The organism is Tamlana sp. I1, assembly GCF_015355625.1.
Lineage (GTDB): Bacteria > Bacteroidota > Bacteroidia > Flavobacteriales > Flavobacteriaceae > Pseudotamlana.
Genome location: NZ_JACLAF010000012.1, coordinates 82492 through 106694 on the forward strand (window position 1 = coordinate 82492; position 24203 = coordinate 106694).

Below are 24203 nucleotides of genomic sequence, written 5' to 3' on the forward strand. Positions count from 1 at the left end.
TTCATGAAATTGAGAGGGGATAAAGATAGAAAGTTAATTTAACTAAGCCTTATTTTCATTTAAAGACTTTAATCCATTGCTTTTTAACACATTTCCAGTCATATTCTTCAACATTTTGTCTAGCATTTTGAATTATCTGCTGTGTTTCTTCTAAATTCGATACTAAATTTTTAATAGCATAAACAAAGGCTTTTACAGAATTAGGTTCAACTAAAACACCATTTACGTCATTTTTAATTAAAAAAGGCAAGCCACCTACATTTGTAGACACAACAGGCAAACCTAAAGCCATGGCTTCAATTACGCTAACAGGCATATTGTCAATAGTTGTGGTATTTATAAAAACATTATAGGATTCAGATAAAGAAATCCATTCTGGTTTTGATAATTTTCCTGTAAAAGTGACCTCAACTCCTAATGCCTTAGCATAATCTTTAGTTTTTTGTAAACTTCCATCTACTTCGGGACCTACCATGCATAATTCGGCATTCAGATGGTCTTTTTTTAAAGCATTTAAAACATCTACAGCCAATAAAGGATTATAAATTTCTGAAAAGGAACGTACCCAAAGTAACCTTATATTTTTAAAAGAACGCTGCGTAAACGGATAATTTTCTAATTCTATAACGTTTGGAATACAGATTATATTTTGGTACCCAAACTTTTCAAAATTAGATTTAGTATAATTAGAAGGCGCCACATTTACATAGGCGTTATTAAATAAAGTTTTCGATAATTTTGGTGATTTTTTCAAGCGTTGAGGCAAATTTCCACCGTGTAAAATGGGGATGTATTTTAAATTGAATAGACGGCATAATCGTCCACATAGGAAAGCATAATAAAAATTTTGCGTGCTGTAGGTATCTATTAAAACATAATCAACACGCGTTCTAAATTTAAATATATGCCAAAACATATCCAATAACCGCAATACTTTATTTGTCTTTGTTGAAGCCGTTATAACTCTAAAACCGGAGTTAGACAAAAGGTCACTAAGCGTATCAATAGTTGTTACCGTTCTGTCTTCTCCAGATAACTGATTTCCTATGTACAGAAGGGTTTTCATACGGTAGACGGGTTGTTTTCTATTGATTTTTCTTTTGGTTTATCATAAGTTACATTTAACAAACAAAGGGCGTAAACAAATCCTGGAGCTGCAATACGCATTGCCGAATGATTGATGGTGAGTAACCAGAAAAAATAAAACGAAAAGAAGAAAATATTTTGGTTGTTTTTCAACCTATAAATCAACGGGTTTATTAATAAAATTAAAAATGCTAGGATACCAAGCAAACCATGTTCGGCAACAATTCTGCTAACTTCATTATGGGAAGCAGCAAGTACACCAGTTTCATTCAAGCGATTTTCTTTTATTTTCCCCACACCTATTCCTAGAAACGGATGTTCCATAAATTCATTAAGCTCGAAAGCGACCAAATCGGTACGTCCTGTTGTAATATCTTCCTTTTCTCGACCTGCGGCATCTTGATTGGCATAGCGTTTATCTAAAAATCCGCTAGTTTGTATGGAGCTTACTAACCAAATAAAAATTAACGCCCCTGAAAAAATAAGTAAGGAGAATTTAATACGAAACTTCGTTTTTAAATTCACTTTTAAATAGTACAAACCAATAAAGCATAAAATCATGATAACCGCAGTAATCACACCGCCACGACTAAAAGTTGCCAATGCTCTAAACCCTAACAAACCTAGAAGAAGCAAATCGAATAGTCTAAAAAAAACACCTTCTTTAGATAAAAAAAACTTAACGGCTAACACAAAAATACCAATTCCTAAAACTGTTGCTACTTGATTTGGGCCAAATCCTCCAGAAGCTGCAAAATTAGATCCTGTACCAGTGATGACATCTTTTAAATCTGGTGAATACAAAAACAGATACGCAGTAAGACTCACCAAGGGGAGTAAAAATGCTGTTAAAATCATTTTTATTTGACTTAAAGTCACATTACGCCTATAACAGAATAAAGCCGAAACCCCTAAGCAAACGGGACCACTTAAATTAAAAGCGATGGCTTTTCTTATATTCGTTTCATAGCCCATTTCGGTAACTGCCACAAAAACACCTGGAATTAAAAGTAATAGATAAACGATGTAAATTAAGGCCTGGTTAGAAAAGCTATTACTAAACAGCCCCATCAGCATAAATAAAATTATTAAATATTTACTCGCTTCATAAAACACAGTGCCACCGTTCATTCTTAAAAACACCTCAATTCCAACTACATAAGCACAGGATAACAGTACATAAAAAGTTTTATACTTTTTGGAAGCTTTAATAATTCTATAGCTAAAAAAAACAGTAGTCACTAAAAAATAAATAAGCGCCAATGGTTTAAACACAAATACACCTATTGCTAATGCAACATGAAAAATGAGTAGTTTAAAATAAAGGGGCAGATTCATTTATAGTATTGGGTGTAAATCGCAATAAGTGATTTTATAATATGTGATTCGGAAAACAAATCTACCACTTTTGTTTTTAAATTTTCAGCAACTTGTAATCGTAGCGGGGCATTAGAAATATAAGTTATTAGCGCTTGTGCTAAAACAGCATCGTTTTCAGGTTCAATTAATAAGCCTTCATTTTTAGTGCTTATAACTTGATTGCAATCACCAACATTGGTGGTAATAACAGCTAAACCGGCTAAGCCATATTCTAATAATGCTAGGGGTAAACCTTCAGACTTTGAAGACAACACACCAATAGCACAAGAATTTAATATACACGAAACATCTGGACAACTACCGTAAATAAAAACGTGGTTTTTTAAATTATTTTGAATGATATAAGTCCTTACTTCTGAAGCATACGCATCGTTAAAATCCTTACCAACAAGATGCAAAGTCCAATCCGGATAAACTTCTAAAACTGTTTTAAAAGCTTTTAGAAGGTTAATGTGATCTTTTTGGGGACGCAAATTTGCTAAACACACTATGCGTTTATCTTCTTCCCCTTTTAATTTTGTTTGAGGCTTTATTGAATCGGTTACCGCAAAATTAGGAAGATAGCTAACCGATTGTACTTGTAGCTTAGTTTCTACCCAATGTTTCAGATTTAAATTTACCGTAAAAACATGATTAAACAGTTTGGCACAGTTTTTTAAAACAAGCGTTGATCTTTCTTCTAAAAACTCACTGTTACCATAGTGATCATGCCAAATTAAAATTAGTTTTGGATTTAATAGTTTAATTAATGTTGCAAAAAAATAAGAGGTTGAATGCGCATGAATAACATCAATATTATTCGCTTTAACAAACCGATTTAGTTTTTTTATAGCTCGAAAATCAAGAGTTCGCTTTTTATTTAAAAAGAGATAATGAACGTTTTTAAATAAACTATCTTTTAATAGTCCTTCTGCCCTTGTAGCACATAAATAAGAGTATTCAAGGTGTTGCGATAAAGCATTAGCGTAATTAACGGCAACACGTTCCGCTCCTCCCGCATGTAAAGAATCTATAAGTTGTAATACACGCACACTTGCTGTTTTGGGTTTAAATATAATTGTATTATTGAAAACAGCATGGGTAATGCTTGTTTTTTTAAGTGCCTTAGTTTTTATTAATTGAAAAGATGCTTCAGTCGCGCACTCCTTCTGCATGACATCACACTTGTCATTCAGAACGTAGAGTAACGGCGTGAAGAATCTTTATGCTACAAAAACGTAAGATGCTTCAGTCGTACCTCCTTCTGCATGACATCTCTACAGTCTTTTTTGCTATCTTAACATTATGAAAACCAAAGGAAGCCACAATTACTACGTTTATATTCTAACCAATAAAAACAAAACTGTTTTATATACAGGGGTAACAAATAATTTAAAAGAAAGACTTTATGCGCATAAAAATCCATTACCATTTTCTAAAGCATTTACCGCAAAATACAAATGCTTCTACCTCATATATTATGAACATTTTCATGAAATTAATATAGCTATTGATAGAGAAAAACAAATTAAAGGCTATAGCAGGTTAAAAAAGGAAAATTTAATTAATAGTTTTAATCCTTTATGGAATTTTTTAAATGAAAAGATATAGAAATTGTTTACAATTTCAAGATAAAAAAGATGCTTCAGTCTCGTACGCCTTCTGCATGACATAACACTTGTCATTCAGAACGCAGAGCAACGGAGTGAAGAATCTTTATGCTACAAGACTAAGATGCTTCAATCGCATACGCCTTCTGCATGACACAATACTTGTTATTCAGACCGTAGAACAACGGAGTGAAGAATCTTTATGCTACAAGACTAAGATGCTTCAATCGCATACGCCTTCTGTATGACAAAGCACCTGTCATTCAGAACGCAGAGTAACGGAGTGAAGAATCTTTATGTTACAAAAACTAGCTACTTCAGTCGCGCACTCCTTCTGCATGACATAACACTTGTCATTCAGAACGTAGAGTAACGGTGTGAAGAACCTTTATGCTACAAGACTAAGATGCTTCAGTCGCATACGCCTTCTGCATGACATAACGGTTGTCATTCAGAACGTAGAGCAACGGAGTGAAGAATCTTTATGCCACGAAAACTAAGATGCTTCAGTCGCATACGCCTTCTGCATGACAAAGCACTTGTCATTCAGAACGCAGAGTAACGGAGTGAAGAATCTTTATGTTACAAAAACTAGCTACTTCAGTCGCGCACTCCTTCTGCATGACATAACACTTGTCATTCAGAACGTAGAGTAACGGCGTGAAGAATCTTTATGCTACAAAAACTAAGATGCTTCAGTCGCACCTCCTTCTGCATGACACAATACTTGTCATTCAGAACGCAGAGCAACGGAGTGAAGAATCTTTGTGCTACGAAAACTGTGATGCTTCAGTCGTGCCTCCTTCTGCATGACAAAGTAACTTTTTAATTTCAAGCTCAAACCTGTCTAGCGTATATCTTTGCGACCAATGCAACGCCTTTTGCGCCATAGCATCCAAATTAGCAGGTTTATAAACATCAATAAAATGAGAAACCGCTGCTTCTAACTCGGGTTTTACTATGATACCTCGTTGTCCTTCATCGAGCATCCATGGTACACAAGATACTGTTGTAGTAACAGGAATACAGCCAAAAAACATGCCTTCGGCTAGGGCTTTTGGCCAACCTTCACTTTTAGATAGTAAAATATTAAAATGAGATTTTATAAGTGCTGCTTTTACTGCGGATTTATCCTGATTACCATGTAACGAAATTTGATGTTTTATTTTTTTATCAGCAACATATTCATCTAACTCCTGACGCAGTGGACCGTCACCAAAAAGTTCTAAGTTAGCAGGAATACCCCGTTTATTTAACTCCTCAACAAACTGTATGGCTAATAAAGGGCGTTTTCCTGGCACTAACATGCCTGCAAAAACAAATTGTAACGGTTTAGTATAATCTATAGCGCTAAAAGAAACTTTTTCTGCCTCAGAATAGGTTGCCGTAAAAAAAGGTTTGATGTTTTTTGTTTGATTTCCCCATTGGCCATACACCAAAACCTGCATGTTTTTGGTTAAAAAAGTATTGGATAAAATCCATTTTTGAAACTTATAACTTAAGGGTTGCTTCGCTTTTGGATCCCAATTTCCAGCATATTTTGCCGTTTTTTGCCTCGATGGAAAAAAAACTTGTACCAAACACCCTAATAACCCGATGTTCCCCGGACATCTTAAATGGATGTGGTCTGCCCAAAACATCGCACGAAACATTTGCAGAAGAACAAAAGGAAGTTTAATCAAGCTGATAAGCACATTTGAATACGTATTAAAAGCGATATAAGGGATATAATACCGTTTAATATCTGATGTAGAAAAGGCTTTTAACAACAGTTTTGAAGGATGATGAAAAGGTGCTAATATTCTTTTATCTTTTGAATATTTAAACCATATATCCATTTCATCCACATAAGGTGCATAGGAATAAAACCTGTCATTTTTTAAAATAGTAGGCGCTAGAGAAACTATTAATAATTTTCTAGTTTGGCTTTTCATATATAATGCTCGGATGAATTATTACTAACTACAACAGCAGGAACCCCCAGAACTGTGGTACGTGCTTCAACATTTTTAGTCACTAAAGAATTAGCTCCAATAACCGCCGAATTTCCTATTGAAATATTTCCAGCTATAACCGCGTTGGCTCCAATATACACATTATCACCTATAATAGGTGTGCCTCTGTTTTCTAAAACACCACTAACCCCAATAGTTACCCCTTGTGAAATATTACAGTTATCGCCTATAATGGCATTTCCATTTATAATAATCCCTCCAAAATGACCAATATAAAAACGCTCCCCTATTCGTGCTGTGTATGGTATAGATATTCCTGTAATAATTTCAATCCATTTTTGGCCTAACACACAAAACAGTAATAATAACTTCTTTAAAAACTTAGGAGCATTACTAATAAAAACAGCATGTGAAATACGATATACCAATAAAGCCCATAACCCCTGCTGTGTAAAACATAGCACTATAGTAGACTTACCACTATAGGTTTTGTATTTTTTTATATCTGTTTTAAATTTTTTAAGCATTATTTATTTTGATTGACATAATTTAGTGTAAAATTCAACATTTTCTTTTACAATCACTTTAATATCAAAACGATTCAAAACATCTATACGAGCTGCTTCTCCCAATGCTTTTGCTTCTTTCTCATTATTAAAAACCCAGGCAATTTTTTCTGCAATATCTTTGGGCTTAAAAGGATCAGCTAACAACCCTGTTTTCATATGACTTACAGCTTCTGGTCCTGGTCCTGCTGTAGCGCCTACGAATATTTTTCCTGCCGCTAAAACTTCAAGCCATGCTAAAGGCATGGCTTCCATATGACTAGGATAACAACATATTGCCGCTTCTGCAATATATTTAGGCATATCATTATTAGGTAAAACACCCAAAAAAGTTACATGATTGCGTGATTTCTCTGTAATTGAAGCTTCTAAAATTGGTCGGTAAGGTGTTTGAGTTCCAGGAACCAAACCATCACGTCCAGCGATGTATAAATGAACTTCAGGAAAATAGGGAATCAAAAAATCTAAAGCTTGAACCAACTGTCGAATCCCTTTTTTCTCTACCAAGCTCCCTGCAAAAAAAATTGAGTATGGTTTTACTTTAACCTCATCATCATATTGAAACTTAGTTATATCTACTGGATTATAAATAACATTTATTGGAATATCTCCTAAGCCCACTAAGGCTCGTGTAGTTTCCTTTACATACTCTGACACTGCTAAAACAGCATCTGCTTTTGCAAACGAACGTTTTTCTTGAATAACTTTCTTTAATTGAGTAGGACGATTTTCTGCTTTTGCAAAAAAGTGATGTCCTCCGTTCATTCTAATTATATACTTTATACCTTTAATTTTGGATAAAAACGCTAATCCTAATTCCGTTGTTTCTACAACATCTATAGGTATTTCTTGATGTCTTTTAACTATTGCTCCGTTTATTGCTTTTGAATTAAAAAACCAGCTTAATCCTTTTATTTGTTTTGGAGCCAAACGCCAAACATTTATACCATCTACGACCTCTCTTTCTTCTTTCGCTACTTGATTTTTACCAATTACACTTACCTGAACCCCGTGTTTCACTAAAGATTTTCCTAGTGTCGCTATGAACGTACCAACACCTCCATGCGGATAACCTGGCTTTGGAAATTCGTTCGTAATAAAACAAATGTGCATTATAGTATCTCTTTTGCTATTAATTCTGAATTATTTTTTATTGGATGCAAAACAATTTTTTCCATCCATACTTTTCGTTGTCTTCCTATTTCATTGGGGTACTGAATTGCTTTTAAAACTTGTGTTGCGATACTTTCTCTATTTAAAATCCACCCTACAGCGTCTAAATCCCCCATGCTTCTAAAATGTTGAAATTGATAAATACGTTCTACACTCCAATTGGCATCAAACACAGGGTTGTATTTTAAATACAAACAAGGCTTTCCATACATGGTAAAATCATGTGCCATAGTAGATCCTAAATTTACAACAACATCACAGTGCAAAGCAAGATTTACCTGCATTGAAACATCCTCGTATTTAGAAACATATCCTGTCCATGCCCCTTCTGGAATATGCCATAAGGGATCAATCGCAAACACAAAACCCTTATTAGAATTTATAACTTCATCATAACGATCTGAAAAATCGACTGGACAACGTCTGAAAATAATTTGAATGGTATCGTTATAAGGTTTCAATGCTTCTACCACATCGTTAAAATACAACGCATCAAAAGGTGATGTTTTAACATCATCACCACTAAAACACACCCACTGTTTATTTGGGTCTAAACCATATTGTTTTGCAAACACAGCTCTGTCCAGTTTTTGGGAGCCATCTAGGTAAAACTCAAACTGAGGTGTCCCTACTAATTTCACCTGTTCTTTTGGTATTTCAGGATAATAATCAGCCATTTCATTTTTCATCCATTCGCTCCAAACTAAATAAATATTTGCATCAATACACAAACGTGCTTTAGGTAAATTATCCCACGAGAATATAGCTGAAACAACTTTTATTTTTAATGTTTTCGCTGCTAAACAAATGGGCATTAAATTGGCTACACGCTGATGGGTTATAAATATAGAATGAGGTTGTAAGCTGTCTAATTCTGCTCTATAGTTTCCAATTATTTTTTTAGACCAAAACTTTTTACTTTTAGCCTCGAATGCTAAAATTCTATTGTAATCTTTTGCCAAATACCTTCCTAATAGCATAGCAGCTAGATATAGTGCTTTTAGCTTCATATTTTTATCAGGAAGCTTCCAGTTGCTTAAAATAGTTGGATTTTGCTTTAGTTTACTATTTCTTAAAAGACGAGCATAGGTGGTTGCTTCTCTATAAAACCGTGTTAAAACCGATTCGGAGTGTAATTTTATTTTCTTATAATCAATTTCTACCTGATGTAATTCGGACACTTCTTTAAACATTGCTTCCGGAAGTGGCGACCAAATAACAATTTTTACGTTGGTTTGTTTTAAATATGAAATAACCTTTGAGTAAAGATAGTTTTTAACACCTACCCCATCGGGGACTAGAAATAAGATTTTTTTTTGGTAACTCATAAATCTCGAAACTGTTTTTGATGATTTAACTTTAATAAGTCATTTTTCAAAAAACAACCAATTCCAGCAATTCCACACATATTACACTAAATTGTTTTGAATCATTTCCTCTGCCCTTTCCCAATCTGCCATCGTATCAATATTTATATATGATGATTTTGGAGATTCAATATAGTTTATAGAGTTACCATATAATGAATTTTGTTTTAGTAAAACTTCTGTTTTAGTGATATAAATACTGCCATCTCTATGATATGCTTTTGGCAAATCTTGTCGACGTGAAATAATTGTTTCATCTCCAGTTGCAATGCTTAATTGGTTTTTATCATTGACTTTAAATGTCCAATGCGGATTATATTCATGAGGGACTTCTTGAACCGATACTAAAGAATCTGTTTTCGATGCCATAAACTGCTCTAGTGCAGCATCTAAAAACGTTGTAGTTCGAAAAGGACTCGTAGGTTGTAATATACATACGGCATCGAATGTTTCGCCTTGTGCCATTAAAAACTCCAATACATGCTGTATTACTGGTAAAGTTGCTGCTTTATCGGTTGCTAATTTAGCTGGTCGTTTAAAAGGTGCAGCAACACCTAAAGATTTTACAAAAGCAATAATAGCATCATCGTCGGAACTTACAATCAATTTGCTAATATACTTTGATAATACCGCAACATCCGTTGTGTATTGTATTAAAGGTTTTTTTCCTAATTTTTTTATATTCTTATTTGGTACGCCTTTAGAACCACCTCTTGCTGGTATAACCGCTAAAATTTTCATGTTAATAGGTTATGGTTTTATGAAAAGTTAAAGGTACATCAGCCAAGATATCAGCAATTTTCTCTCCAGCTGTTCCATCACCATAAATATATGCTTTTTCAATATTTTTGGACATCAGGCGTTCTTGAATTGCTGCTTTAATAGCGTCTTTATTATAAGTCACATCTAATACATTTTTTGCGCGCTCTCTTCGATTTTGTCTCGTACCAATATTAACAACAGGGACACCTAAATACGAACACTCCCGAATACCTACGCTTGAATTACCGATTAAACATTTGCTATTAATAAGAAGTTTTAAAAAATCGTTGGGTTCCATATTCTTAAAAAAGTGAATATGCTTGGGCTTATAAATTTCTCTAAAAGCACGAATACCGTTTGATGTCCCATCGGATCCTGCGTCTACGTTAGGCCAAAACCAAAAGGTAGGAATTTCTATGTCGTTTATAGCATGTAAGGTCGTTTCTACATCTTTTCTAGCCGATGCATATTCTGTTGTCACAGGGTGTTGCATGACAACCAAATAGCCGTCTTGCCAATTGATATCTTCTCCAACACCTCCATATTTACTTATGGGATTAAAGTCTAATTTTGGAGCTTGTTTAATGGCTTTTGCCAAATCTATAGAAGGACATCCTGTATTAAAAACCGTATGCTCCGCTTCACCCATTTTAATAACTCGTGCTTTGGCTTCTTCGGTTGCAACCAAATGTAAGTCAGCCAACTTAGTATTCGCATGTCTTACTTTCTCATCAATATTACCTGTAACTTCACCACCTTGAATATGGATTAAAGGAATATTTTGATAAGATGCTGCTATAGATGTTGCAATAGTTTCAAAACGATCGGCTATTGTAATAACAGCATCTGGTTGTAATTTATAAAAAGCATTAGCTAATTCCATAACACCTAACCCCGTAGTTTTAGCCATTGCAGTTGGGTTTTCACCTTCTAATACCATAAACACTTTATCGGCAATTTTAAAACCATCTTCTTCAATAAAATCTACAGCATTACCATAACGTCCTAATAAAGCAGAACCTGCAACCACCAATTGCAATTCGAGTTTAGCATGTGCCTGAATAGCTTTTAGCGCCGTTTTAATTCGACTATAAGATGGCCTTGCCGTAATAACAACACATATTTTTCTTTTGGTCATGAAAATTTATTTAATTTCCTTAAAACTTTATATTTAAATGAAGTCAAAACTTTTAAATATAAATAATGTGCTCTTTGATAAAAGGTGGGATTTACAAAAATCAACTGCCCTCCACCCGACCATTTTTTTTTATCGAACGGGCCAAAGTTTGGGTTTTTATAACCTGATATTACACTTACATATTTATTTCTAGGGAAAAAGGATTTTACTAAATTAACTTGAGATATTCTATAGCCTTCAATATAAATAATAGCTCTTTCCGAAACACTATTCTTAATGCTTTTTAAAGAATCATCACTTCCATCTATAATTATAAAGTCAAACTTAATATCTCTTGGTAAATCTTTTGCCTCGGAAAACAATCTAATATGATTAAATTTATTCTCTAAATTTTTTGGAAGCTCCTCTAAACAAAATATATTTTTTTCTGTACCATAATAATTCATTTTAAGATTTATTTTTTTTGAAAACTCAATTACTGAATATGACACAGAACCAATTCCTAAACCTAATTCTAATATATTTTGAGGAGAATACCTTTCAACTAAATTAAGAATTGTTTCAATAGCAAAAAGCCCAGCAATATGTTGATTCCCTTCTGTATTTGAAAAATGCTTATAAAACTTATATGCTGTTATTTTATTATTCATTCTCCGTTTCAAATTTGTTTATAAAATTTACATCTTTTTCTTTCAAAAAAGACCATTTATTTAAATCTACCTTTAAAGGTTTTCCTAAAACTTTTTCGTAATCACAAGCTAAAATACCAAACCCTTTAGGTTTTTTAGTTTCCAAATCTTCAAAAGTTAAAATATGTCCAGCTTTTAAAGGTTTATTAACCGCTAAAGACTTTTCAAAAATCTGTTTTAAGTCTTTAAACTGATTGTGTTTTGTTTTATCAATAGGATATAACAACGCCTTCTGAATATTTTTAACCGCTTTAACCAACCGCGTTGTGTCTTCAAAATCCAGAGAGGCTTTAGCATCTGGCCCAAACATTGCCTTATTGAAAACTACATGAAATTCTATAAACTCAGCTCCTAATGCTACCGCTGCAATACAAGCTTCTATAGTTGCTGAATGATCTGAATAACCTACAGGAAGACTATATTTTTTTTTTAACTCTTGAATCACGTTTAAGCCATATTGTTCTGGAGTTGTTGGATAAGCCGTGTAACATTGCATTAAAGAAACAGAAACTCCACGCTCTTTTAAAAAAGTAACACTTGTGTCCAATTCAGCGAACGAACTCATACCCGAAGATAAAATAACTGGTTTCTTAGTTTTAGCTACCTTTTCTAATAACACTAAATTATTAACTTCTCCAGAACCTATTTTATAACGTTTTACACCTACCTGCTCTAATAAATCTACAGCAGCATTACTAAATGGCGAACTCATAAACTCAATCCCAACCTCATCGCAATGCGCTTTTAAACTTTTCCATTGATCTAATGTAAATTCCATACGTTTCCAATAATCAAAACGTGTGGCATCTTGCTTAGAAAATTTCACACGAAAGGGTTCGTGCACACTACTTTCTGCTTCAGCTATATGGGTTTGAAATTTTATAGCATCACATCCTGCCTTAGCGACAGCATCAATATATGCATGTGCCATACCTAAACTGCCATCATGGGCTTGAGCTATTTCTGCTATGATAAAGGGTGTGTTCATTTACAAATGATTCTTTATTGTGATATTAAATTTTTCTTCCGAAACATAATATTTAAGTGCTTCCTTATTAACTAATTTAAGTTTATTTACTTTTCTTAAATTCCACATCGTTAACAACTGATTATAAATTTCATCAACATCATTAGTTCTTGCTGTGTAGGGGTAATTATCACCTAACACTCTTAAAGTTTCTGAATTTAATGGAGTTAAGGCTAAAATAGGTTTCTCAAGAAATATTAAATCTGCTAATTTACCAGGCATAAATGGGCTAGTTTCTGCATCAGCTTCAATGATTAAAGAAATATCAGCCTGTTTAGTTAATTCCAAGCTTCTTTTATAACTTACTCTTTCTGTTATTATTTTATAATTTAAGTTGTTCCTTTTAATGATATTACTATGTTCTTTAGCCACTTTTCCTAAAACGGTCAAAACAGCATTTTCCTTTATTTCAGTTTTTGAGTTTATAAATTTTTCAAAAGCTTGAAATAAGCTATCTATTTTCCTTGGCCCTAATAATGTACCTGCATGTAAAATATTAAATTTACTTTTATTTAATATTACTAACTGATCGTTTTCATTCGTGGGTAAGTTATTTAATTCAACGCCTATATGCGGTAGAATAAGAGATTTATTTTTTATTTCAGGAAAACTCTGTTGCATCAAATCTTTTAATAAAAGAGAAGGAAAGGATACTAAAGTTGCCTTCCTTATAATTTCTTTTGTATAGCCCTCTTGTTTTCTGTAAATTAAATTTCTTTTTTTACGATAAGGATCCGGATAAAGACTCATTGGATAGGGGTCGTGAAAATTAGCAATCCATGGGATTTTCGTTTTAACTTGTAACATTGCAAAATGAGGAAGAAAACTAGATCCAGAACCAAGCACTATAATCAATTCAATACCTGAATTTAATAAAGTACTTTCAATCTCATGCTTCCATGACATTATTTGATTTTTAAACCTTCTATTGTACCCATCAAGAAACGTAGGTATAGCTCTTAATTTTGGTATAAAATCTAGAGCTTTTTTTTCATGGATACCATAGGTAATTTCTCTTAACTCAACCCCTTCTAACCAACAAATCGCTAGTGGTTTTTTAAATTTCTCGTAAAGACAGGTCACATTATGTCCTCCTTTCTTTAATGCTGATATAAAAGTAGAGCTAACAATTCCAGAAGAAGTTTCGTTAATTCTCAATGATTCTGCTAAGACTAATATATTCATTCTACTTATTCATTTTCTTGTAATAATTTTTCAATAATTCGATTGATTTTTAATGCAGCTTTACCATCGCCATAAGGATTGCTTTCAATACGCATAGAATTATAAACCGAGTTATCATCTAGCAATAAATTTGATGCTTTAACTATTTTATCAAATGATGTTCCAACTAAATTAACCGCTCCTAATGTTACAGCCTCTTCTCTTTCAGTTATATCTCTAGTTACCAATACAGGTTTTCCTAAAGAAGGTGCTTCCTCTTGTACACCACCGCTATCGGTTATTATAAAATAGGACATATTCATTAACCAAATAAACACTTCGTAGTCTAAAGGTGCTATTAATAAAATATTCGGGTGTTTTGATAGTAACTTGTAAACAGGTTCTTTTACATTCGGGTTTAAATGCACAGGATAGATAATTTGTACATCACTTCGTTCTGCTATTTTTAGTAAAGCACTACAAAATGAAACAAACTTATCGCCAAAACTCTCCCTACGGTGTCCTGTTACTAAAATTATTTTTTTATTAAAATTTAATTCACTTTTAAGTGACTGAATGGCTTCTCTATTCTCATTAATATTTGCAACACCCCACAACAATGCATCTATAACAGTATTTCCTGTTGTAAAAACTGATGAAGCTTTTACGTGCTCGTTAAGCACTAAATTATTATATGTTGTAGGTGTTGGTGTAAAATGAATATCGGCTAAACGTCCTGTTATTTGCCTGTTAATTTCTTCTGGGAAAGGCGATTGTTTATTATAAGTTCTAAGTCCTGCCTCAACATGTCCTATTTTTATCTGTCTATGAAAAGCAGCTAGCGCCACTACACTACTTGTTGTAGTATCTCCATGAACTAAAACAAGATCTGGCTTAAAATCATCAAACACAACATCTATTTCTGCTAAAATTCGGCTGGCTAACAGATTTAAGGACTGTTTCGGCGTCATTAAATTTAAATCGTAATCTGGAACTATCTGAAAAAACTGCAATACCTGATCTAACATTTCTCTATGCTGACCTGTAATACAAACCCTTGTTTTAAATTTGTTATTTGCTTTTAAAGCATGAACGACAGGCGCCATTTTAATTGCTTCCGGACGAGTACCAAATACCACTAATACCTTTTTCATGACTTAAATATTTAGTGCCTTTTTTATTTGCTGCTTAAATTGATAGTTTTTTACTTTCAGAACCTGTTTGTAATACAACAATCTATATTTAGAAAATATAGTCGTATCCAATTCTAATAAGTTGCTAATTTTATAATACAACTTAAATTCGTTAAAATACACAGCTCCTTTTATAAAAAACCTAACAAGCTCTTCTGTTAAAAGGTTATTTGTTTTCAACATCTTTAACACCAGTAATATAGCATTAACATTAGATTCTCTCCTAATTGGACTTAGCATCTGATATTCGCCCGTGTTTGAATTTGGATGTTTACGATTGTAATATAATGTATTCGATATTTCTACTCCTTCAAGGTCTCCTTCAGCTATCATTCTAGCATACAACTCCCATTCTTCGGCATACATTAATTGTTCATTAAACCTTAGTTTGCTAAAACAATTAGCTCGCCATAGCACTGTACAAGAAGCCATTGGAACTTTATTCATTATAACATCTGAGATATCTAACTTTGAAAGGTTTCTAATAACCTTGCTTCTTTCAAACAAAAATCCTGGCAATTTTGTTTTAAAACTTTGTTTTCTATAAAGACAAAAATCACATTGATATTCATTTAACACCCCTAGTGTGGTTTCTAAATTTTGAGGGTGAACAACATCGTCATCATCAAAAAAAATAATATACTCGCCTTTTGCTAAATCCAACCCGTAATTTCTGCTTCCTGGCAACCCCTTTTTATACTTGTCTGTGCGTTTACAATATTTAAACCGCGAATCTTCTTTTATTATAGGTTCTAGAACAGCTTCTGTATTATCGGTACTCCCATCGTCTATTATTATACACTCCCAATTAGCAAAGGTTTGTTTTTGTATAGATTGCAAGGTTTCTATAATAAAATGGGCTCTATTATAGGTTGCCATGATGATTGAAACTTTAACCTCTCCCATGTCTATTCATTCATTATAATTAATTTGTTAAAATAAATATCCGCCTGTTGAGATAATTTATAACTTCCAATCCCTTTTTTATCTGTTAAACCTAAAAAACTATAAAGTGCCATTAAATAAAAAAAGCTGTATTCTGTCAATTTTAATTTTGTAATACTATTAATAGAACTTATTAAAAATTTGTAATTGAGAAAGTTCTGTTGTTTCCCATGAAATACGAAACTCTTAAAAGTAACATATAAAAACCTTTTGAATGCTTTTTTTTGGTTACTATCAAGATTCCAATTCTTAGCTTTTTTTATAATTTCGATATAACTTTCTAATACTTTACTATTATAAATTTCAATAGCTCCTTTTTTTTCATCAGAACTATTTCGGTAATAACTATCAATTTTATTTAACCTTTCTAAAACGACCTTATTATTTAATAATAACCTAATATGAAAATCTACATCCTGAAATCGTTTTAGTTTTTCATCGAAAAATATATTCGTTAAAAAATGCCTATTCCATAAACCACTCATCGTATGCCATGGTAAATTGTAACTTAAAAACAGTAATAAATAATGATTTTGATTAACTTCGATTGGATCTTTATTTATCGATTTACCTATTCCTAAAATAGGGTCCCATTTTGCCGTATCTGCAATTACGGCATTTACATTACTTTTTTTAAAAAAAACAGATAACCTTCCGTCCAAACAATTCCTATTTAAAAAATCATCTGAATCTAAAAACATGACATACTCCCCTTTACTCAACTCAAACCCATAATTTCGTGCCGCATTCCCTCCAGGCAAACGGTCGGCGGGGCGATGGTGGTATTGAAATCGGGCGTCTTTTTTGCAATAGGTTTCTAAAAGTTCGGCAGTATTATCGGTACTACCATCATCAACCACAATACATTCCCAATTTTGGTAGGTTTGTGCCAAAACAGAATCTAAGGTCTCGCCTATTAAATGGGTACGATTAAATGTAGGAATGATTATAGAAACAAGCGGGGTACTCATAGTTTATGCGATATGGCTGCTAAAATATAAATTAATATTAAGAGTGCGTGGTTGTTGGTGTTAAAACCTGTTTTCTTTGTCATTCAGAACGGGCGCAGCGAAAGTGAAGAATCTTTAGCATACAAATTAAGATGCTTCAGTCCTACCTCCTTCTGCATGACAAATAACTGCTTATTCAAAACTGTTCTCGATACAATGCGTCTATGAGCGCATCACTCGAACTGACATCGTGGTTTCTTTGTCATTCAGAACGGGCGCAGCGAAAGTGAAGAATCTTTAACATACAAATTTAAGATGCTTCAGTCCTTACCTCCTTCTGTATGACAAATAACTTCTTATTCAAATCTGTTCTCGATACAATGCTCCTATGGCGCATCACTCGAACTGACATCGTGATATTTTTGTCTCTTCGAGTGATTCCAATGAAACCACGATGCATATCGGGGTTTTATTGGAATTGTATCGAGAAGCTTTAACTCGATAATTTTATATGTAGTATTTCATAAATCTGTTCTCGATACAATGCGCTTATGGTCGCATCACTCGAACTGACATCGTGTTTCTTTTTGTCATTCAGAACGGGCGCAGCGAAAGTGAAGAATCTTTAGCATACGAATTAAGATGCTTCAGTCCTACCTCCTTCTGCATGACAGATAACTTCTTATTCAAATCTGTTCTCGATACAATGCTCCTAAAGTCGCATCACTCGAACTGACATCGCATTTATTTGTCACTTCGAGTGATTCCGATGAGACCGCGATGCATATCGGGGTTTTATTGGAATTGTATCGAGAAGCTTTAACTCGATAATTTTATATGTGGTATTTCATAAATCTGTTCTCGATACAATGCGCCTATGGGCGCATCACTCGAACTGACATCGTGGTTTTTTTTGTCTCTTCGAGTGATTCCAATGAAACCACGATGCATATCGGGGTTTTATTGGAATTGTATCGAGAAGCTTTAACTCGATAATTTTATATGTAGTATTTCATAAATCTGTTCTCGATACAATGCCCTATGGTCGCATCACTCGAACTGACATCGTGTTTTTTTTTGTCACTTAGAACGCTATCGAAATATTCATTCTACCCAAACCTAAATACCTCACCTATAACATATTCTACAAATAAAAAAACTTCAAATATTACTATAATGTCCAAAATCCATAGATAAACGAATAATATATCGTGTATTTTCTTTCAAATCACATTAAATATGGCCTTAAAAAGCATATTTGTTGTGTTTATTTCTAGATACTTAAAGAATTAAATAGCATAGACCAAAACTAGATAACAGCTAAATACCTACAAACCAGCATCTTAAATTAAATATAATTCTGTCTAGTTTTTGTCTAGTTCAGTTTTATTTTGCCTCCTATCTCTATTTATATATTGCACACGTTGATTTTGCGAATACTTCAACAGCAGCGTTTTAATAAAGATAAATTATCAATAATTCGTCCTCTGTTTTAATAATCACAAAAAAAAACACCAACAATAACTAAAAACTAAAATTCTAATTTATGCAACTTTTTACTAGAAAAGGTGCATTAGCCTCAACCTTGACACTTTTAGGTGTTAGCCTATTTGCACAGGTTGATGTGGATGTAAACCTTAACATGAAACACTCCGTAGACGGAGAATCAAGATTTGGACGTGAACGTCGTATGACGATTCACTCTTCTTTACCCGAAGGAGACTGGACAGGTCATGAAGACAAATTAAATTACCTTATTAACGATCTAGACGTTTACTTTGGCCGTGAAACAGGATCGGCAACCTGGAAAATGCACTATGTGGAAGAAGACCCAAACAAACCGGGTTGGGCAAATGAAGAGCAAATGAAGGTACATGGAAATGGTTTAAAACAATGGTACGAATCTGAAGACTTCGCCAATCGTCATCAATACGAGGGTAAATCTCATATGATTATGGGGGTTAACGACCACACACCTATGTACCCTAATTTATCATGGCACCCTGGTTTTGGTAAAGGTGCAGGTGGTTGGTTTGTAAAAGACACCGATGCTGCGGCAGATTGGGTAGCTAAATATTTGGCAAATTATTATGCCCAAACTCCTGGACAAATTGGTGAAAAACTACCAACCTATTGGGAAATTTATAATGAGCCCGATATGAATTACATGAACCCTTCTTTTGGTATGATTGTTTCTAGTATGGAGAAAAACTGGGAATATCACAAACTTGTCGCTCAAGACATTCGTGCAAAATTAGGTGCTAATGCTCCTAAAATTGGTGGAATGTGCTTAGGGCAACTCGATTTTTACAAACAAGATGGAATACCAAGTAGAACCGATGGTCAATTTTGGTATGATAACTCTAGCGCTGAAGCTAATTTGCTATACGACAACATGCTTTCTGGCGTAGGTAGTGGCATCCCAAACCCTGGGGTTGGTTTAGCCGTTTGGCCAAAAGCTTGGGAAAACAGAACCAAAGATTGGTGGCAATGGGATTATATGTACCAAGGCTTTATTGACTATACGGGAGCTGATATGGATTTTTACGGCGTACACTTGTACGATTGGCCACAGGAAGATCCACAAAGAAACAAGGCAAACACCCGTTCAGGAGGTCATGTAGAAGCTATGTTGGACTTGTTTGAGTGGTATGACAACGAATTATTTGGACAAAAAAAGGATATTATAATGTCTGAATTTGGTACCGTTAATTCTGGAATGATTAACAAACCTGAATGGCGTGATGGGAAACGTGATTGGTTATACATTAAACCGTTTAACCAAATGATGATGCAATTTTTAGAACGTCCATCTCATGTGGTTTATAGTATGCCTTTTGCACCTGTAAAAGCTGTTTGGGGCGCCTTTTTTGAAGGTAATAATGTAGTGCGCTATGACGGTGCAACACTAATGGAGCCTAAAGGATCATGGACAGGAGACCCTAACACCTGGACGATGAACGAACCAACTGGTGGTTGGGAATGGTCTGGCCTTATTCACTTTTTTGAATTATGGAAAGATGTTGAAGGTACACGTATAGACACCAAAGCCAATGATATTGATGTACAGGTGGATGCTTACGTTAACGGCAAACACGTTTATGTTATTTTAAACAACTCGATAGATGATAACAAATCAATTAACTTAAACACTTTTGGTTTATCAGGTAATAACATTGAAAACGTAGAGTTACGTCATATTTTTAAAGGTGATGCGGGTTACACGCAATATACTGTTGCTAATATGACGACGGCACCTGCTCAAGTGACATTAAAACCAAACTCTACCATAGTTTTAGATTATACGTTTGCTAACGATGTGCTAATCGATCAAGAATCGGAAGAAACAAAGTACATGAGTGCTCCACTTGCTGGAAATGCGAAAAACGATCGTGGTACGCAATTGTGTCATACCGCTTCAACCCCTAGTATTACAACTACCGTTTCTGGCGTAGTAAAACCTACACATGGGGAAGCCGTTATTAGAGTTGGAGGATTCTTCCCGAACCCTAACGATGGTAATCCTGGAATGAAAATTAAAAAGCTTACCGTAAACGGAAACGACGTTATTGTACAAGCCGATAATTATATTGCCAATACACGTGGTTATGGTTTAGGAAACTTTAAAGGTGCATGGTTTGGTGTTTTAGAACTAGAATGCCCTATTGAATATCTTCAAGATGGTAATAATACCGTAACTTTTGAAAGATATCAAGCGGCTGAGTTTACAACATTAATGATTCAGGTATTCGATATGACAACCGATCCGGGTAGAACCAATGGCGGTTCGCCAATTACTGGATTAGCATTTAATTCAGCTTCTGAAGATGTTATGAACGGAGAAACTCTAGGTTTAGCACCTATATTTACTCCTGAAGATGCTTCAGATAAAGGTTTAACTTGGACGTCATCTAATGAAGCCGTGGCTACTGTCGATGAAAACGGCATAGTAACAGCTGTGGCAGACTCTGGTAGCACAACTATAACAGCTACAAGTACGGCAAATAGCTCGATTACTGCTACCATCACTATTAATGCTATACCTTATCAAGCTTCAACAGTAACAGCTATTTCAATAATTGAAGGTGCTTCTATTACTGTTCAGCACTATACTAATACGAATTTGAATGTTGAATTCACCCCTACACCAACTGTGGCTCCAGAAGTGGAATGGACAACTTCAGATGAAAGCGTTGTGGAAATTGTTTCTAACGGAACCATTATTGGTAAAAAAGTAGGTGAAACAGCAACTATTACAGCTACTGTAAAAGGCACAAACATTAAAGATGATATTGTTGTTACCGTTGGTATTGCTGGGCAAGAGACCATTTTCTGTGATGCGTTGCCTACTGATTTTGATGCAACTACTAATATCGACTTTACAGCCAACGTTAATATCGATGGAGCTCGTGAGTTATATATTGCACTAGTTAAGGGTGCCGATGTTTTAGCAAGTAACACGATTAACATAAATGCTCAAGGTTTAGAAACCGTTCCTGTGTCTTTCTCTTTAGCCAATGCACCAGCACCTGGTACGGGTTATAAATTACGTGCTGAGTTGACTCATGGCACCACAATTATCTCTACATGTGATAATGACATAACAATTAATCAGCCTACAATGATTACAAGTGTAACGGTGTCGCCAAGCTCTGCTTATGCGGTTACATCGGATGCTATACAATTATCGGCAAAGGTTTTACCTGCAAATGCAAGTAATAAAACAATTAATTGGTCGACTTCTAATGCTAATATCGCTACCGTTGATGCTAACGGACTAGTTACAGCCATTACAGAAGGCGCAGTTACTATTACTGCAACGGCTGTAGATGGTGGTTTGCAAGACACAAGTACCATTACTTTTGTTGATCCTAGTAATAGTTTAGTTATTGAAGCTGAAGATTTAACCAACACAGGAGGTACAGAAGATGATAGCTCTTGGGGAGGCCCAGGATTAGGATTTAGAGTAAATGGCGATTGGATTGACTATGGCAACACTGGCGATTGGGCTGAATACACCGTAAACATCCCAGAAACAGGCTATTATCAAGTAACCTACCATTATGCCACACCTGGAAGTAATACTGAAGTTACGGGAACCATAAATGGCACCGATTTCTCTACCGACACTTTTGCAACTACAGGTGCATGGACAACTCCAGGCACACATATTGCTTGTGCACCAATGCAAGTTAGCGCAGGTAGCCATACTTTCAAAATTACTGCTTCTGGTGCCGATGTTTGGCAATGGAACATGGATAAAATAGAGTTAATTAAAGTCACTAGCGATCATGCTGCAAATATGACCTGTGGTACTTTATCTGTGGATGACCATGAGGCAAAAACAGTGCGTTTTTATCCGAATCCAGCATCAGATGTGTTAAACATTTCAAATCTAGATGGTTCTGAAAAAATAACGGTTTACGATTTTACAGGCAGACATATAAGCACATTAAATGCTAGTAAAACCATCAATATTAGTCATATCCCTGCTGGCGCATATGTGATTCATATCGTTGGAGACCACACGAGTTTTGCTGAAACTTTAATTATTAATCGTAATTAATAGTTTAAAGAACACTTTAAAAACCATTACAGTTTTAAAATCTCAGGTTAATTTTTAATCTGAGATTTTTTTTGTCGATTACAGCCCTAAATAATGTGCAGATTTCGTTGCATTGATTACTCTACTGTTCAATATTTCAGATTTAGCGTGCATCATCAATTTTAAAGTTTTCTTTTGATGAGCTACGCGTTGAAATCGTCCTTGAAGCATTAATTTAAAAATTGCTTTTTTTAGCTTTAATATATCTTTATCAATTTCTATAGGTGTCAATAAATTAGCATGTTTTAATTTAAACGAACGAATTACAGCACTATAATATGCTTCACTAAATTCTACAACCTTGCTTTTTTTTCGATCACCTCTATCGTGAATAATATAACTTTTTGGTAAAACTCCTATTTTAAAACCGTGATACAAGACACGCTGACAATAGTTATCATCTTCTCCATAATGAAAAAACAAAGGATCAAAGCCACCAATAGTTTCTAAACATTTTTTTGAAATTAGCCAAGCTGCAGCATTTACAAACGGAACATCATAAACCTCTTGAATAGGGTTTCCTAAAACAAAATCGGAATAGAACTGTCCTGTTTTTTCTTTAAACATATAATTAGAAAAATTATGATCTAATCTTTTTGAATCCCCTGTGATATGTAGCGGACTTAGAATGCCGTAGGCTTCATTTTTTTTATGAAACCCGATTAGTTCTTCCAAAACAGAATCAACCAAATAAGCATCTTGATTCAATAAAAACACATAATCTGCGCCTTGACCTAAAGCATGCCTTATTCCAATATTATTGGCTTGACCAAAACCTTTATTTTCATTTTGCTCTAAAAGCGTTACTTCAGGAAAATGTTTTTTTATATAATGAACTGTCCCATCCGTGGAGGCATTATCAACTACTACAACTGGGTAATTATCACAACTCTTCAAACATTTAGGAAGCCATGGCATGCCGTTGTATGTTACAATTATAACTGTTACGCTTTTATTCATGCTCACAAACAATTATATGTTGAAAAGTTACCCAATCCTTATTTATTTTTCTTAATACTTTATAAGGCCATTTAAATTTAGAACCGATAGCATCTCTTGATCTATATTTTCGTTCATAAGAAACAACCTTTAATTTTGAATTAGAAACTAAAGAAAAGGCATCTTTTCTTGTAAACCATCTTAAATGGGTGGCGTCAAAGATCCCTCTAGGGTTTTGAGGCCAAGTTCCTTTTATATAAACTTGAATAAACAATTCTAGATGACCAACATTTGGTAAAGAAATAATAATCTTTCCCTTAGGTTTTAATTTTTGTTTTAATGTTGCAAGAACGTGTTGCGGATTATAAAGATGCTCAAGTATATCACCAAAAAGGATAAAATCATATTGCTCATCCAAATCTAAAATAGATTTAATAAATATATCTTGATTTAGGTCACCACATAACACTTTAGAATTGGTTTTAGCAGCAATTTTAGCCATATCTGCATCGAATTCAATTCCTGTTACCGAAGACACTTTTCCATTATCAAGTAAAAACTGTCCATTAACGCCAGTAGCACAACCTACATCCAATACAACATGCTGACCATTTGGAATAAATTTCAACAAATCACTCCTTAATCCAATATATGAATTATTAAACCCTGCCATTA

Annotated in this window: 19 protein-coding genes; 2 read left to right on the top strand and 17 right to left on the bottom strand. The window is 34.2% G+C overall.

Annotated features, from left to right (window positions below):
- Positions 1-55: 55 nt before the first annotated feature.
- The 3 genes from H6X70_RS12290 to H6X70_RS12300 are packed head-to-tail and all read right to left on the bottom strand — an operon-like array spanning position 56 to position 3620.
- On the bottom strand, positions 56-1066 hold the full coding sequence (locus tag H6X70_RS12290) for a glycosyltransferase family 4 protein (protein WP_194767988.1): 1011 nt from the start codon (positions 1064-1066) through the stop codon (positions 56-58).
- Positions 1063-2424 (bottom strand): O-antigen ligase family protein, encoded by a 1362-nt coding sequence (locus tag H6X70_RS12295; RefSeq protein ID WP_194767989.1) that lies wholly within the window; start codon positions 2422-2424, stop codon positions 1063-1065. The genes H6X70_RS12290 and H6X70_RS12295 overlap by 4 nt, the downstream gene beginning before the upstream one ends.
- Positions 2421-3620 carry a glycosyltransferase family 4 protein gene (locus H6X70_RS12300; RefSeq protein WP_228530358.1) on the bottom strand — a complete coding sequence of 400 codons (1200 nt, stop codon included), beginning with the start codon at positions 3618-3620 and terminating at the stop codon, positions 2421-2423. Before H6X70_RS12300 ends, H6X70_RS12295 begins: the two co-directional genes overlap by 4 nt.
- A 130-nt stretch (positions 3621-3750) precedes the next feature.
- Between H6X70_RS12300 and H6X70_RS12305 the strand changes: the two genes are divergently transcribed.
- Complete coding sequence (locus tag H6X70_RS12305; protein ID WP_194767990.1) at positions 3751-4056, top strand: GIY-YIG nuclease family protein; 306 nt, start codon at positions 3751-3753, stop codon at positions 4054-4056.
- 769 nt (positions 4057-4825) lie between these two features.
- On the opposite strand, the gene H6X70_RS12310 is transcribed toward H6X70_RS12305, so the two are convergent.
- The 12 genes from H6X70_RS12310 to H6X70_RS12365 all read right to left on the bottom strand — a co-directional run bounded on the left by H6X70_RS12310 (position 4826) and on the right by H6X70_RS12365 (position 17005).
- Positions 4826-5989: a glycosyltransferase family 4 protein gene (locus H6X70_RS12310; protein ID WP_194767991.1), complete on the bottom strand. Its 1164-nt coding sequence runs from the start codon at positions 5987-5989 to the stop codon at positions 4826-4828.
- The gene (locus tag H6X70_RS12315; protein WP_194767992.1) at positions 5986-6537 is read right to left on the bottom strand and encodes a serine O-acetyltransferase; all 552 of its coding nucleotides are present in this window, start codon (positions 6535-6537) and stop codon (positions 5986-5988) included. Before H6X70_RS12315 ends, H6X70_RS12310 begins: the two co-directional genes overlap by 4 nt.
- A 3-nt stretch (positions 6538-6540) precedes the next feature.
- Positions 6541-7689, bottom strand: coding sequence for a glycosyltransferase family 4 protein (locus H6X70_RS12320; RefSeq protein WP_194767993.1), 1149 nt, complete (start codon positions 7687-7689; stop codon positions 6541-6543).
- Entirely contained in the window at positions 7689-9077 is a 1389-nt protein-coding gene (locus H6X70_RS12325; protein WP_194767994.1) for a hypothetical protein, read from the bottom strand. The genes H6X70_RS12320 and H6X70_RS12325 overlap by 1 nt, the downstream gene beginning before the upstream one ends.
- 81 nt (positions 9078-9158) lie before the next feature.
- Complete coding sequence (locus H6X70_RS12330; protein WP_194767995.1) at positions 9159-9857, bottom strand: cytidylyltransferase domain-containing protein; 699 nt, start codon at positions 9855-9857, stop codon at positions 9159-9161.
- A gap of 1 nt (position 9858) precedes the next feature.
- Entirely contained in the window at positions 9859-11016 is a 1158-nt protein-coding gene (gene neuC / locus H6X70_RS12335) for a UDP-N-acetylglucosamine 2-epimerase (protein ID WP_194767996.1), read from the bottom strand.
- The gene (locus H6X70_RS12340; protein ID WP_194767997.1) at positions 11013-11666 is read right to left on the bottom strand and encodes a hypothetical protein; all 654 of its coding nucleotides are present in this window, start codon (positions 11664-11666) and stop codon (positions 11013-11015) included. Before H6X70_RS12340 ends, neuC begins: the two co-directional genes overlap by 4 nt.
- Positions 11659-12693 (bottom strand): N-acetylneuraminate synthase family protein, encoded by a 1035-nt coding sequence (locus H6X70_RS12345; protein WP_194767998.1) that lies wholly within the window; start codon positions 12691-12693, stop codon positions 11659-11661. The genes H6X70_RS12340 and H6X70_RS12345 overlap by 8 nt, the downstream gene beginning before the upstream one ends.
- On the bottom strand, positions 12694-13917 hold the full coding sequence (locus H6X70_RS12350; protein WP_194767999.1) for a hypothetical protein: 1224 nt from the start codon (positions 13915-13917) through the stop codon (positions 12694-12696). It abuts the gene before it with no gap.
- A 5-nt stretch (positions 13918-13922) separates the two neighbouring features.
- Positions 13923-15050 (bottom strand): non-hydrolyzing UDP-N-acetylglucosamine 2-epimerase, encoded by a 1128-nt coding sequence (wecB, locus tag H6X70_RS12355; protein WP_194768000.1) that lies wholly within the window; start codon positions 15048-15050, stop codon positions 13923-13925.
- A gap of 3 nt (positions 15051-15053) precedes the next feature.
- Entirely contained in the window at positions 15054-15995 is a 942-nt protein-coding gene (locus tag H6X70_RS12360; protein ID WP_194768001.1) for a glycosyltransferase family 2 protein, read from the bottom strand.
- A gap of 2 nt (positions 15996-15997) precedes the next feature.
- Positions 15998-17005, bottom strand: a complete 1008-nt coding sequence (locus tag H6X70_RS12365) for a glycosyltransferase family 2 protein (RefSeq protein WP_194768002.1) — start codon at positions 17003-17005, stop codon at positions 15998-16000.
- 1525 nt (positions 17006-18530) lie between these two features.
- On the opposite strand from H6X70_RS12365, the gene H6X70_RS12370 reads away from it, so the two are divergent.
- A complete protein-coding gene (locus H6X70_RS12370; RefSeq protein ID WP_194768003.1) occupies positions 18531-22550 on the top strand; it encodes an Ig-like domain-containing protein in 4020 nt (1339 codons plus the stop codon).
- A gap of 78 nt (positions 22551-22628) precedes the next feature.
- Here H6X70_RS12370 and H6X70_RS12375 read toward each other — a convergent pair whose 3' ends face one another.
- Together H6X70_RS12375 and H6X70_RS12380 are read right to left on the bottom strand one after the other, a co-directional pair.
- Positions 22629-23549 carry a glycosyltransferase family 2 protein gene (locus H6X70_RS12375; protein WP_194768004.1) on the bottom strand — a complete coding sequence of 307 codons (921 nt, stop codon included), beginning with the start codon at positions 23547-23549 and terminating at the stop codon, positions 22629-22631.
- Positions 23542-24201, bottom strand: coding sequence for a class I SAM-dependent methyltransferase (locus H6X70_RS12380; protein ID WP_194768005.1), 660 nt, complete (start codon positions 24199-24201; stop codon positions 23542-23544). The genes H6X70_RS12375 and H6X70_RS12380 overlap by 8 nt, the downstream gene beginning before the upstream one ends.
- Positions 24202-24203: the final 2 nt, after the last annotated feature.